Annotated in this window: 12 protein-coding genes; 7 read left to right on the top strand and 5 right to left on the bottom strand. The window is 63.1% G+C overall.

Annotation, left to right across the window (positions count from 1 at the left end; translation table 11 throughout):
• Positions 1–37 precede the first annotated feature (37 nt).
• Both RAM80_RS00375 and RAM80_RS00370 read left to right on the top strand, forming a co-directional pair.
• Entirely contained in the window at positions 38–406 is a 369-nt protein-coding gene (locus tag RAM80_RS00375) for a RidA family protein (RefSeq protein ID WP_416424250.1), read from the top strand.
• A 156-nt stretch (positions 407–562) separates the two neighbouring features.
• Positions 563–2,560, top strand: a complete 1,998-nt coding sequence (locus tag RAM80_RS00370; RefSeq protein WP_416424249.1) for a peptidase U32 family protein — start codon at positions 563–565, stop codon at positions 2,558–2,560.
• Between the two features lie 97 nt (positions 2,561–2,657).
• On the opposite strand, the gene surE is transcribed toward RAM80_RS00370, so the two are convergent.
• The 3 genes from surE to RAM80_RS00355 all read right to left on the bottom strand — a co-directional run bounded on the left by surE (position 2,658) and on the right by RAM80_RS00355 (position 4,853).
• Complete coding sequence (gene surE, locus RAM80_RS00365) at positions 2,658–3,422, bottom strand: 5'/3'-nucleotidase SurE (RefSeq protein ID WP_416424248.1); 765 nt, start codon at positions 3,420–3,422, stop codon at positions 2,658–2,660.
• 23 nt (positions 3,423–3,445) lie between these two features.
• Entirely contained in the window at positions 3,446–3,823 is a 378-nt protein-coding gene (locus RAM80_RS00360; RefSeq protein ID WP_416424247.1) for a VOC family protein, read from the bottom strand.
• Positions 3,824–3,905: 82 nt separating this feature from the next.
• The gene (locus RAM80_RS00355; protein WP_416424246.1) at positions 3,906–4,853 is read right to left on the bottom strand and encodes a Dyp-type peroxidase; all 948 of its coding nucleotides are present in this window, start codon (positions 4,851–4,853) and stop codon (positions 3,906–3,908) included.
• A 131-nt stretch (positions 4,854–4,984) separates the two neighbouring features.
• On the opposite strand from RAM80_RS00355, the gene RAM80_RS00350 reads away from it, so the two are divergent.
• Both RAM80_RS00350 and RAM80_RS00345 read left to right on the top strand, forming a co-directional pair.
• A complete protein-coding gene (locus tag RAM80_RS00350; RefSeq protein ID WP_416424245.1) occupies positions 4,985–5,800 on the top strand; it encodes a DUF1838 family protein in 816 nt (271 codons plus the stop codon).
• Positions 5,801–6,125: 325 nt separating this feature from the next.
• A protein-coding gene (locus tag RAM80_RS00345; protein WP_416422263.1) for an IS3 family transposase occupies positions 6,126–7,657 on the top strand; the annotation gives its coding sequence in 2 pieces (ribosomal slippage) (positions 6,126–6,567 and positions 6,567–7,657; 1,533 coding nt in all).
• 216 nt (positions 7,658–7,873) lie between these two features.
• Here the strand turns inward: RAM80_RS00345 and RAM80_RS00340 are convergent.
• Positions 7,874–9,237 (bottom strand): IS3 family transposase gene (locus tag RAM80_RS00340; protein WP_416424244.1). Its coding sequence is split into 2 segments (ribosomal slippage): positions 7,874–8,772 and positions 8,772–9,237, totalling 1,365 coding nucleotides; the frame shifts between segments, so codons are not numbered across the junction.
• 325 nt (positions 9,238–9,562) lie between these two features.
• Positions 9,563–10,117 (bottom strand): DsbA family protein, encoded by a 555-nt coding sequence (locus RAM80_RS00335; RefSeq protein ID WP_416424243.1) that lies wholly within the window; start codon positions 10,115–10,117, stop codon positions 9,563–9,565.
• Positions 10,118–10,380: 263 nt separating this feature from the next.
• On the opposite strand from RAM80_RS00335, the gene RAM80_RS00330 reads away from it, so the two are divergent.
• The 3 genes from RAM80_RS00330 to RAM80_RS00320 all read left to right on the top strand — a co-directional run bounded on the left by RAM80_RS00330 (position 10,381) and on the right by RAM80_RS00320 (position 13,255).
• Entirely contained in the window at positions 10,381–11,355 is a 975-nt protein-coding gene (locus RAM80_RS00330) for an aliphatic sulfonate ABC transporter substrate-binding protein (protein WP_416424242.1), read from the top strand.
• Positions 11,352–12,119, top strand: coding sequence for an ABC transporter permease (locus RAM80_RS00325; RefSeq protein ID WP_416424241.1), 768 nt, complete (start codon positions 11,352–11,354; stop codon positions 12,117–12,119). The genes RAM80_RS00330 and RAM80_RS00325 overlap by 4 nt, the downstream gene beginning before the upstream one ends.
• Positions 12,120–12,217: 98 nt before the next feature.
• Positions 12,218–13,255: an ABC transporter substrate-binding protein gene (locus tag RAM80_RS00320; RefSeq protein WP_416424240.1), complete on the top strand. Its 1,038-nt coding sequence runs from the start codon at positions 12,218–12,220 to the stop codon at positions 13,253–13,255.
• Positions 13,256–13,306: the final 51 nt, after the last annotated feature.

The raw sequence follows: 13,306 nt of genomic DNA, 5'->3' as shown, positions 1-13,306 counted from the left end.
GTGCCCGCCTTTCATAAAGCTGACCCCCGAGGTGCACATGCTGACTTTCACTCCTGACCCGGACGCAGACTCCATCTCGTCCGACGTTGCCAGCTTCAACGGCATCCTGGTCTCCACCCAGATCCCCACCCGCGCCGACGGCAGCCTGGAGCTGGGCAGCATCACTGCCCAGAGCGAATGCACCCTGCAGGCGCTGAAAGTGGCCCTGGAGCGCGCCGGCAGCTCCATGGACCGGGTGATGCACCTGACCATCTACCTCACCGACATGGCCGACCGCGCCGCGTTCAACGAGGTGTACCAGCGCTTCTTCGCCAAGCCCTGGCCGGTGCGCGCCGCGGTGGGCGTGGCGTCGCTGGCGGTGGAAGGCATGCGCGTGGAAGTCACCGCCATGGCCGCCAAGGCGTAAATCCAGTAGCAGCGGCCGCAGGCCGCGTCCCGCACGCCAAATTCAGCGCCGCCAGCGGACGCCGCCTGGCGGCAGCTGCTACGGGAAAACTGCCACTGCTTCTATTTCACCGCTACAATGCCCGCCTTGACCGTGCAAAAGCCTGACTAAAAAACCATGTCCCTACCCAAGCATCACCTGGAATTGCTGAGCCCTGCCCGCGACGTAGAGATCGCGCGCGAGGCCATCCTGCATGGCGCCGACGCCATCTACATCGGCGGCCCAAGCTTCGGCGCGCGCCACAACGCTTCCAACGAGGTGGCCGATATCGCCCGCCTGGTGGAATTCGCCCGCCGTTACCACGCCCGCGTGTTCACCACCATCAACACCATCCTGCACGATGACGAGTTGGAACCGGCGCGCAAACTGATCCACCAGCTGTACGATGCCGGCGTCGACGCGCTGATCGTCCAGGACCTGGGGGTGATGGAGCTGGACATTCCGCCCATCGAGCTGCACGCCAGCACCCAGACCGACATCCGCACCCTGGCCCGGGCCAAGTTCCTCGACCAGGCCGGCTTCTCGCAGCTAGTGCTGGCCCGCGAGCTGAACCTGCAGGAAATCCGCGCCATCGCCGATGAAACCGATGCTGCCATCGAGTTCTTCATCCACGGCGCCCTGTGCGTGGCGTTCTCCGGCCAGTGCAACATCAGCCACGCGCAGAACGGCCGCAGCGCCAACCGTGGCGACTGCTCCCAGGCCTGCCGCCTGCCCTACACCCTGAAAGACGACCAGGGCCGCGTGGTGGCATTCGAGAAGCACCTGCTGTCGATGAAAGACAACAACCAGAGCGCCAACCTGCGCGCCCTGGTGGAAGCCGGCGTGCGCTCGTTCAAGATCGAAGGCCGCTACAAGGACATGGGCTATGTGAAGAACATCACCGCCTACTACCGCCAGCGCCTGGACGATATCCTCGAAGGCCGCCCGGACCTGGCCCGCGCCTCCAGCGGCCGCACCGCGCACTTCTTCGTGCCCGACCCGGACAAGACCTTCCACCGCGGCAGCACCGACTACTTCGTCACCGACCGCAAGGTGGACATCGGCGCCTTCGACACCCCCACCTTCACCGGCCTGGCCGTGGGCGTGGTGGAAAAGGTCGGCAAGCGCGACCTGCTGGTGGTCACCCATGAGCCGTTGACCAACGGCGACGGCCTCAACGTGCAGATCAAGCGCGAAGTGGTGGGTTTCCGCGCCAACATCGCCGAGCCCAAAGGCGAGTTCGAGGAAGACGGCGAGAAGCGCTACCGCTACCGCGTCGAGCCCAACGAGATGCCGGCCGACCTGTACAAGGCGCGCCCCAACCACCCGCTCAACCGCAACCTGGACCACAACTGGCAACAGGCCCTGCAGAAGACCTCCGCCGAACGCCGCATTGGCGTGAACTGGAAGGCGCAGTTGCGCGAGGATCGCCTGCAACTGACCGTCACCAGCGAGGAAGGCATCAGCGCCAGCGTCAGCCTGGACGGCCCCTTCGGCGCGGCCAACAAGCCCGAGCAGGCGCTGGACCAACTGCATGACCTGCTGGGCCAACTGGGCACTACCCAGTACCACGCCACCGACATCAAGCTGGACGCACCGCAGGCGTACTTCATCCCCAACTCGCAGCTCAAGGCCCTGCGCCGCGAAGTGATCGACGCCCTGACCGAGGCGCGCGTCGCTGCCCACCCGCGCGGTGGCCGCAAGGCCGAGACCGTGCCGGCACCGGTGTACCCCGACTCGCACCTGTCGTTCCTGGCCAACGTCTACAACCAGAAGGCCCGCGACTTCTACCACCGTCACGGCGTGAAGCTGATCGACGCCGCCTACGAGGCCCACGAGGAACCGGGCGAAGTGCCGGTGATGATCACCAAGCACTGCCTGCGCTTCTCCTTCAACCTGTGCCCCAAGCAGGCCAAGGGCGTGACGGGCGTGCGCACCAAGGTCGCACCGATGCAGCTGATTCACGGCGATGAAGTGCTGACCCTGAAGTTCGACTGCAAGCCGTGCGAGATGCACGTCATCGGCAAGATGAAAGGCCACATCCTCGACCTGGCACCGCCGGGCAGCAACAAGAGCGTTGTGGGGCACATCACCCCGGAAGACCTGCTGAAGACCATTCCGCGCGCGCCGCATTGATCGGCTGCCGTGGGAGCGGGCTCTGCCCGCGAAAAATGCACCGCGTATTGCCTGACATACCGCAGTGTTCTTTTCGCGGGCAGAGCCCGCTCCCACATTATTTCAGGCAGTCCAGGACTGCCTGGGCCGTGCGCTCGAAGGTCAACGGCGTCACGGTTACATAGCCATTGAACACACCGTGAGTCTCGGTGCCCTCTTCGTCGAAGCTCTCCGTGCGCGACATGTTCAACCAGAAATACTCGACGTTGCGCGGGTCTTGCTGCCCCGTCACCTGAATACCGTTCAGCCTGCCCGTGCCCTGGGACGTGTACTGCGTGCCCTTGCAGGCCGCCGGTTCCACGTCGGGGAAATTGATGTTCAGGCAACTGCCCGCCGCCCAGTCCGCCTGCGCCACGCGCGCCAGCACATCCACCCCCAGCGCCTCGACGGTAGCCCACTTCACCGGTTGGCCTTTGGTAAACGCCTGGCTCAGGGCAATCGACGGAACACCCAGCAACATGCCCGCCATCGCCGCGCCCACCGTGCCGGAAAACGCCGTTTCCACCCCCAGATTGGCGCCGCGGTTGACCCCGGACAGAATCAACGTCGGCTTGTGCGGCATCAGGTGCTGCAACGCCAGCACCACGCAATCGCCCGGCGTCCCCTGTACGGCAAAGCGCCGCTCGCCCAGGGTTTCCACGCGCAGCGGGTGGTGAATGCTGATGGCATGGGACACGCCACTCTGGTCGTGGGCCGGTGCCACCACCCAGACCTCGCGGGCCAGTTTCGTGGCAATGGCTTCCAGCGCGGCCAGGCCAGGGGCGCTGATGCCGTCATCGTTGGTCAGCAGAACGCGGTCGAACAAGGGGGTGTACGGGTCCATGTGCATCTCCAGGTGAAAGGCGGTCAGGCCGGTTGCGAAATCTCGATCAGGTTCAGGTCCGGGTCACGTACATACACCGAGCGGATCGGCCCGGTGGCGCCGGTGCGCATCACCGGCCCTTCGAGGACAGGCCACTGCTGGGCGTGCAAGTGTTCGATCACCTGCTCCAGGGGCGTGCTGGCAATGAAGCACAGGTCCAGCGCGCCCGGCACCGGCAGGTGCGCCTTGGGCTCGAACTCGTGGCCGCGCACGTGCACGTTGATCTTCTGCCGGCCAAACACGAAGGCCAGGCGGCCCTGGCCGAAGGTTTCCAGGCGCATGCCGAGCACGCGGGTGTAGAAGTCCTTGCAGGCGTCCAGGTCGATGGTGGTGAGGACCAGGTGGTCGAGGTGGTCGATCATCAGCGAAGCTCCAAGGCGGTTGGCCCCTGATGATGCCCTGCTGGCACGCCAGTGAAAATCACGACGTTTGTCGATACCCGCGTCAGGGCTTGCGCTCCGCCAACTGCTCCAGCAGTTGCGCCGAAGGCACGAAGAACAACCCGCCGGTCACCGCCGTGCTGTAGTCGAGCAAGCGATCATAGTTGCCGGCCGGGCGGCCCACGAACATGTTCTCGAGCATTTTTTCCAGGGCCGACGGCGAGCGCGCATAGCCAATGAAATAGGTGCCGAACTCGCCCATGCCGGGGCGGCCGAACGGCATGTTGTCGCGGAGGATTTTCACTTCCTGGCCGTTTTCAGTGAGCGTGGTCAGGGCGCTGTGGGAGTTGCTGGGCTTGTGGGCGTCGTCCAATTCCACGTCCGAGAGCTTCCTGCGGCCGATCACCCGTTCCTGGTCTTCCACGCTCAGGGCGTTCCAGGCGGTCATGTTATGCAGGTACTTCTGCACCATCACGTAGCTGCCGCCGGCGAACGCCGGGTCTTCGCTGTCGATCAGGGTGGAATCAGTCAGTTTGCGGCCGGCGGGGTTCTCGGTGCCGTCGACGAAGCCGACCATGCTGCGCATGTCGAAGTTGCGGAAGCCCTGCACCTCGTCCACCACCAGGATGGCATCGCCCAGGGCGGTGCACAGCTGGGTGGCCAGTTCGAAACACAGGTCCATGCGGTCGGCGCGGATGTGCAGCAGCAGGTCACCGGCCGTGGCGGGCGCACGGCGGCCTTCGGGGCCGAACTCGCGGAACGGGTGCAACTGCATCGGGCGCGGCGCGCCGAACAGCACGTCCCAGGCTGTGGAGCCGAAGCCGCACACGCAGGACAGCTTGCCGTCGGGCACGCGCTTGCCCACCGTGCGGGTCAGCGCCGCCACGTCGCCACACCAGCCGCGCACCGTGTCGGCGGCCTCGGCGCCCAGCGCCACGGTGGCGACGATAAAGATGACGCTGCTGGTGATGGGACTGCAGACGGCCTGGGGTTCGGGAAGGAGGTCAGTCATGGTCGGCCTTCAGGGCTGGGAAAACCATTGCTCAGCGTAGCTTGCGCCGGTGGTTGCCGGGGCTTTTTCCATTGTCTCTGCACGTTCCGGCGGTAGACTGCGGGCATTTACCCACCAGGGAAGTCTTTGCCATGATCGATCTCCACCAGCCCCTGGGCGCCCTCACCGCCCTGCGCAAACTCCACGGTTCCACCGTGGACGGCAAGCCCGTGGTGTTCCACTGGTCCGGCCAGGCCTGGGCGCGGCGCGAAGGCGAGCCCGACCGTTTGCTGTTCAAGGTCGAGGGCATGAACATTCGTCAATGCGGCAGCCTGCACGACCCCCAGCGCGGCGCCGGCTTCCGGCTGGTGTCGCGCGAACTGATGCTGTACCTCGACCCGGTGACGGGCGAACCCTTGAAGACCTGGCACAACCCCTGGACTCAAGCTGCCGTGCCGGTGATGCACGTGGCCAACGACCCGGTGAACCTGCGCCCGTTCTTCGAGCGCGACCCTCAGGGCCAGCCTTTGGCCTCCCCCTTCCGCGTCCAGGGCGAGCGTGTATTCGCCGCCAGCGAGATCCCGCTGTTCTACCCCAATCCCTTGGCGGGCGATTACCAGGAGTACGTCGGCAACCACTACCACGCCATGGAAATCTTCGATTTCGTGGCCGACCGCGAGGCGCTGCTCAGTAAAGACACCGACAGCGCGAATGCGGCGTTGGCATGGGTGCGTATCGCGCCGTGGCTGCCGTTCATGCGCATGGGCAGCCGGCCGGGGTTGATGGTGTTCAACGCCATGGGGCAGACCGTTGCAGGTATCGAAGCCTTGCCGGCGGTGCTGCGCGAGGCGATTGGCCGGGATTACCCGGAGTACCGTGAGCCGCCGGCGCTGGATGATGTGCGCCCGAACGCTACCAGTTGGACAGTCGCGCAGCGACTCAAAGAAGCACAGCGCCCGCGCACCTGATCTTGACCTGGCTTGTGATCTGTTTGTGATCTGCTGTTGATCTGGCTTTTGATCTTGATTGTATGCCCCGTAAAGCGCCCGGGCCGACTGGAGGCGTTGATCAAGCGGTCCCTGGCGTAGCCGGGGAAGACGGAACCGGAGGCGCTTCTATTCCGGGCCGTCGTCCGCTTGAGCGACGCCGGAGGGAGGGGACCCGTAGCGCAGCGGAGGGCCCAAGCAGGGGCAAGCCCTTTTTGCTTCCTTTTTGGGGCGACCCCCCCGTGTCAGCCTACCTGTCACCTTTGTTGATTGACTCAATCATCCAAGGGGGCGAAGGTGCAAGGCAATGACGAAGCGTTATGACAATGACTTCAGAGACTGGGCGGTTCAGCAAATGATGCCGCCCCTGAACCGCTCCGTGGCAGAGCTCGCCGTCGCAATCGGCGTCACTCCACAGTCGCTTAGGAACTGGAGACAAATGGCTAGAGATAAAGGGTTGATCGTTCCTGGAAACAACAAGACCAGCGATCAATGGTCCAGCGCTGACAAGTTCAACGCTGTCATGGAGACCGCGCCGCTGAGCGAGGTCGAGCTTTCCCAGTACTGCCGGATCAAGGGTATTTTTCCCGAGCAGATCCAGCAATGGCGCCTGGCCTGTCAGAACGCCAACGCGGCGCTCGATGTTCAACCCAGCAAAAAGCAGACTGCCGATTCACGGCGAATCAAGGAGTTGGAGCGACAATTATCGCGCTCTGATGCCGGTCGCAAGGAGGCGGAGGCTTTGCTGGAACTCAGAAAAAAAGCCAATGCGATCTGGGGCAAGGACAAGGAAGGCTGATCAGCGCCCCCGATCGCATGCAGGCTCTGGTATTGATCGCTGCTGCCGTCGACGCCGGCGCACGCCGGTTTCGTGCTTGCAACGAGCTGGGATTGTGCCTTCGGACCGTGCAGCGTTGGCGTCACAGCGACGCCGACAAGCGTCAGACAGTCCCGCGCAAACCGCCGCCGAACAAGCTCAGCGAAGCCGAGCGCCAGGCTGTGATGGACGCGGCCAACCAGCCGGGTTATTCGAGCCTGACGCCGCATCAGATTGTGCCAAAGCTGGCGGACGAAGGGATTTACCTGGCCTCGGAGTCGACGTTTTACCGAGTATTGAAAGCGCACAACCAGCTCACGCGACGCGGCCGTGCAAAGGCCCCCAAGCGTCGCATCTTGACCACGCATCGGGCGGATGGCCCCAACCAGGTCTGGTGCTGGGATATCACCTGGTTGCCGAGCACGGTGAAGGGTCGTTTTTTCTACTGGTACATGGTCAAGGACATCTACAGCCGCAAGCTGGTGGCCAATGAAGTGCACGAATCCGAATGTGCGGAACATGCCTGTGTCTTGCTGGAAAAGGGCTGTTTACGCGAGCGTACGGCCGGTCGAGCGCTGGTGCTGCACTCGGACAACGGCCATGTGATGAAGGGCTCGTTGCTGCGCGAGAGCATGATTTCACTAGGTGTCGAGCCTTCGTTCAGCCGTCCGCGGGTGAGCAATGACAATGCCTATGCGGAGACGCTTTTCCGCACGGCCAAATACTGCCCGCAATGGCCTGAACGTCCCTTTGACAGCTTGCTTGAAGCGAGGCTGTGGGTGCAGAAATTTGTTGAATGGTACAACGAGGAACACCGCCATAGCGGCCTGAAGTACGTAACACCGAACGAGCGTCACGAAGGCTTGGCCCCCAAATTACTGGAGGCCCGAGATAGGTTGTATGCAGCTGCCCGGGAAAGGAACCCGGTTCGGTGGAGCCGGAACACGCGTAATTGGCAGCTTGCCGAGGCGGTGTATTTGAACCCGGAGCGGCCTGATGCCGGGGTTGCTATCGTGAGTTGAGGCAGGAATTAGGCGACAGGTACATTGACACGTACCGCGACTGCCAAAAAGGGAGTCGCCGTAAGGGCGAAACGGTCGGTGGTATCCCCGCGAAAATGGATATGTTCGAAATCGCCGAAGCGGAATACAGAATCCGCGAACATATCCATTACTACGGGTGATGCAAAATCACCTTTTCGGCCTTACGTGAACTGACCCCCTAATGTTGGACAAGGGTTAGTGTTTCCGTGCTTGGGTCCGAAATTGTACCGGACTCAAGCCATTCAATCTGAGGCTTATGCGTTCCTGGTTGTAGTAGTCGATGTAGCTCTCTAGCCCTGATGCCAGTTGCTCCACGCTCTCAAAAGATTCCAGGTAGAAGAACTCACTCTTGAGCGTGCCGAAAAAGCTTTCCATGGCGGCGTTGTCCAGACAATTGCCCTTGCGCGACATGCTCTGCTCAATGTTTTTTTCGGCCAGCATGTGCCGGTAGGTCGGCTGGCGGTACTGCCAGCCTTGATCAGAGTGCAGGATCGGTTTGTCACCTTGATTAAGCCGCCCAAAGGCTTGCTCCAACATGCTCGAAACCATATTGAACTCAGGGCGGCGGTTGGTCTGGTAAGCCAGGATTTCTCCGTTGTACAGGTCCATCACAGGCGAAAGAAACAACTTCTGCCCCCTTACGTTGAACTCCGTCACATCGGTCGCCCATTTCTGGTTGGGGGCTTCTGCCTTGAATTCGCGCTTAAGCAGATTAGGTGAGGCAAGCCCCTCATCGCCCCGATAAGAACGGTACTTCTTCACCCTGATCAGCGATTTTAGGCCCATCAACTGCATCAGACGCTGCACCTTCTTGTGATTGACCGACTCACCAGTGCGCCCAAGGGCTGCGGTGATGCGGCGATAGCCGTAGCGCCCTCGATGCTTGTGATAGACGCTGCGTATGCGGTCTTTCAGATCAGAATGCTTGTCAGTCAGCAGTGCCTTGCCTTGGTAGTAGAAGGTGCTGCGCGCCAACCCGGCAGCACGAAGCAGCAAAGCAAGTGGATATACCTGCCTCAATCCTTGGACGGCCTGCGTTTTTTTGATTGCGCAGTCCGAGGATCCGCCTGGATCAAGGCATCGAGCTTTTTTAGATAGGCATTCTCGGCGCGCAGATAGGCCAGCTCCTTGAGCATTTGCTCAGGTGTCAGGTCAGCGTCCGCATGGTTCTCAGGACTTACTGTGGGTGCTTTGGAGGTTTTGCGGGACACGCTGGGCTCTCGGTGACGATGCGATTGAAGTGCTTCAATTCCGCCTGCATCGTACCGCGTTTTCCATTGCCTGATGCTGCTCGGGCCGCGGATATCAAACCGTATGCACGCTTGCTGGGTTGACAGCCCCTCTTGCTCGATGCACTGCAACACCTTCATTTTGAACTGGGCATCGTAGTGGCTGTATTTGGCAGCCAAACCTGCGGCGCCGTGCGTCTCATAGCCTTTGACCCAGCGGCGCAGGATCGATGGGCTCAGGCCATGCTTGATTGCCACCTCATGAACACTGCCCGCAGACAGACATTCCTCAATCAGTGATTGTTTGAGCGATCGGTCGTACTTCGTCATTGAACACCCTCCGGCGAGGTCAGGTGTCCAACATTCGGGGGTCAGTTCAACGCCGAGTCACTTTTTGACAAACGCCTCAAAAAGTAACCAAAAAAGGCTTGCCCCTGCTTGGTCCCTCCGCTTCGCTGCGGGTCCCCTCCCTCCGGCGTCGCCCAAGCGGCCGACGGCCCGGAATAGAAGCGCCTCCGGTTCCGTCTTCCCTGGCTACGCCAGGGACCGCTTGGCCAACGCCTCCAGTCGGCCCTGGCGCTTTATGGGGCACACAATCAAGATCAAAGGCCGCACGGGATCAAGATCAGAGGCAGTTCGTGGTGGTTTGAGGAAGTTATTTCACCTGCCCCAACCACTGCTCCACGGTATCACCACTGCTGATATTCCCCTGCACCAACCCATCCACCATGAACGTCGGCGACACATGAATGCCGTTCTGCCGCGCGTACTTGCAGTGCCACTTTGTCTCCCGGTCCAGATCAGGAATGGCAAACGCCGCGGCCAGTTGCACGCCGCTGTACTGCTCGATGCGGGCGATGATGTCATTGGGCGTGGCATCCCTATTCGGCCCGCTGGCGTGGTGGCTGAACTCGAACTCTTCGCGGTGCGCGGCCACGGCCGCCATCACCGCCTTGGCGTTGGCCTTGCCGCCGGGCAGCGTCGAGGCCGCCAGGATGCAGCGCACGATCACCCCGGAGAACAGGTGCCAGGGCTGGGACTGCAAACGCACCTTGATCGTGATGCGGTCTTCGCCAGCCAGGGCCAGCAGGTCGTCGAGCTTGTTGAAGGCGCGCACCGAGAACGGACAGGTGGGTTCGAGGAACACCTCGAACACCCGCGGGCCGTGGCCCCAGGTCAGTGGGTCGGCGTGCCAGGTGGTGTTTTCCATGGTCGATCTCCTTGAAGTCTGCGCCGCAGTATACCCAGCCCACACAAAACCCGTAGCAGCGGCCGCAGGCCGCGTCATGGGCGCGGTGTTGCCTGGGCAACAGTGATCCCACAGCCTGTTGAGCAGTGAACAGCAATAACAGCCCAATCCCCTCTGGAACCCTCGTCCCAGCAACTGGCACAAAGCCTGCAATATTCCATTCCAGCAGAAAAGCCGTACCCATACCGACTTTTCCGACATAACAACCGTCCTGGAGCCCCCTCATGAAACGCACCCTCTTCTACTCCCTGATCGGCGCCTGCGCCCTGACCCTGGCCGTGCACCCCAGCGCCCAGGCCGCGGATGCGCCGCCGGCCGAGGTGCACCTGGACTACGCCTACTATTCGCCGGTGAGCCTGGTGCTCAAGCACTTCGGCTTCCTCGAAAAAGCCCTGCCGCAGACCAAGGTGGACTGGGTGTTCAGCCAGGGCAGCAACCGCTCGCTGGAGTACCTCAACAGCGGCGGCGTCGACTTTGCCTCGTCGGCCAGCCTGGCGGCGGTGCTCAGCCGCGCCAACGGCGCGCCGATCAAGTCGGTGTACGTGTACAGCCGCGCCGAATGGACTGCGTTGGTGGTGCGCAAGGACTCGCCACTGCACAGCGTGGCGGACCTGAAAGGCAAGAAGATCGCCGCCACCAAGGGCACCGACCCTTACCTGTTTACCCTGCGCGCCCTGCAGCAGGCCGGCCTGAAGAAAGACGACGTGGAGCTGGTGCACCTGCAGCACCCCGACGGCCGCGTGGCCTTGGAAAAAGGCGACGTCGACGCCTGGGCCGGCCTGGACCCGCACATGGCCGCCAGCCAGGTGCAGGCCGGCGCGCGCTTGCTGTACCGCAACCGCGATTTCAACAGCTATGGCGTGGTCAGCGTCACCGAGCGCTACGCCAAGGAGCACCCGGACACCATCAAAACCGTCATCGGCGCCTATGAGCAGGCGCGCCAGTGGTCCGTCGGCCACCCCGAGGAGTTTGCCCAACTGCTGGCCACCGAAGCCGGCTTGCCGCTGGACGTGGCCAAGTTGCAGCTGTCGCGCACTGACCTGAGCAGCCCCCAACTAACCACCCAGGACGTCGCCGCCTCGAAGGCCGCCGCGCCCATCCTGGTGTCCGAGGAACTGGTACGCCGCGGCACCGACGTCAATCAGGTAATCGACCAGCTGATCACGCCAGGTTTAGACCAAGCGGTCGCCGACCAATGAGCAGCCGCTTCAAAGCCCTGGCCCTGCCCGTCGCCATCCTCCTGATCCTTGAAGGCGTGGTGCGCGCAGGCTGGCTGCCGGCCTACCAGATGCCCGCCCCCAGCGACGTCCTGCTGACCCTGCGCGACCTCGCGGAGGGCGCGCTGTGGAAGCACATCGGCGCCAGCCTGGCGCGGGTGCTGGCAGGCTTTGTGATTGGCGCCAGCCTGGCCCTGGTGTTCGCGGCCTGGGTGGGCCTGAGCCGCGAGGCCGAAGCCTACCTGGCGCCGACGTTTGCCGGCCTGCGCTCGATTCCCAGCCTGGCCTGGGTACCGCTGTTGCTGTTGTGGCTGGGCATCGACGAAACCTCGAAGGTCGTGCTGATCGCCATCGGCGCGTTCTTTCCGGTGTACCACAACGGCGTGGCGGCGATCCGCGACATCGACCGCAAACTGGTGGAGGTCGGCCGCATCTACGGTTTCAATCGCTGGCAACTGGTGCGGCGCATCCTGCTGCCGGCCGCCCTGCCCGGCCTGTTCACCGGCTTGCGCAGCGGCCTGAGCCTGGCGTGGATGTTCCTGGTGGCGGCCGAGCTGATCGCCGCCACCCGCGGCCTGGGCTACCTGCTGAGCGACGGCCGGGAAACCTCGCGCCCCGATATCGTGCTGGCGGCGATCATCGTCCTGGCGCTGCTGGGCAAGCTCAGCGATGGCCTGCTCGCTGCGCTGGAAAAGCGCTGCCTGGGCTGGCGTGACACCTTCACCGGGCAGCCGGCGGAGGGCTGATCGGCCGGGCATTAGTTTATGAATTTAAGTTATTTAAATTTATTCTCTTATAGCTATATCTTCAGCGCACCTACCCGCTACAGCAAGGCAGAACCCCCATGGCATCACTGAGCACCGCGTTTCCCCGCCTGAGCCAACTGACCACCGCCCTCGGCCTCGGCCTGTCGCTGCTGGCGGGCAGCCTGGTGATGCCCAGCGCCGCCCAGGCCGAGGGCCAGCTGCGCATCGCCGAGCAGTTCGGCGTGGTCTACCTGCTGCTCAACGTGGTGCGCGACCAGCAGTTGGTGGAAAAATACGGCAAGCAGGAGGGGCTGGACATCAAGGTGGACTGGACCCAACTGTCCGGCGGCTCGGCGGTGAACGACGCGCTGCTGGCCGGCGCCGTGGACATCGCCGGCGCCGGTACCGGGCCGCTGCTGACCATCTGGGACCGCACCTACGGCCGCCAGAACGTCAAGGCCGTGGCCTCTTTGGGCAACTTCCCGTACCTGTTGGTCAGCAACAACCCCAACGTCAACACCATCGCCGACTTCACCGCCAAGGACCGCATCGCCGTGCCTGCGGTGGGCGTCTCGGTGCAGTCGCGCTACCTGCAGTATGCTGCGGCGAAGCTATGGGGCGACAAGGATTTCGCCCGCCTGGACCAGTACTCTATCAACCTGCCGCATCCGGACGCTGCCACGAGCATCACGTCGGGCGGCACCGAGGTCACCGGGCACTTCTCCAATCCGCCGTTCCAGGAGCAGGAACTGGCCAAGGCCGGCGTGCACACCGTGCTCGACACCTACGACCTGCTGGGCCCGAACTCGCCCACCGTGCTGTTCGCCACCGAGAAGTTCCGCAACGACAACCCCAAGACCTACCACGCCTTCATCGAGGCGCTGACCGAGGCCGCCGCCTACATCCAGAAGGACAAGGCCGGCGCCGCCGACACCTACATCCGCGTCACCCACGCCAAGATCGACCGCGACCAACTGCTGAAGATCATCAGCAACCCGCGCTTCGAGTTCACCATCAACCCGAAGAACACCTACCCGCTGGCCGAGTTCATGTACCGCGTGGGCGCCATCAAACACAAGCCGGCGTCGTGGCAGGACTACTTCTTCGAAGACGCCAAGCCGCTGCAGGGCAGCTGACCCCCCCTACCGTCTCATCCCGCCGATTCCTTGTGGGAGCTGGCTTGCCAG

Origin of the sequence: Pseudomonas sp. App30 (assembly GCF_047947025.1) — a bacterium.
Lineage (GTDB): Bacteria > Pseudomonadota > Gammaproteobacteria > Pseudomonadales > Pseudomonadaceae > Aquipseudomonas.
Note: the sequence above shows the minus strand (reverse complement) of the source record. Positions and strands in the feature narration are given on the sequence as shown.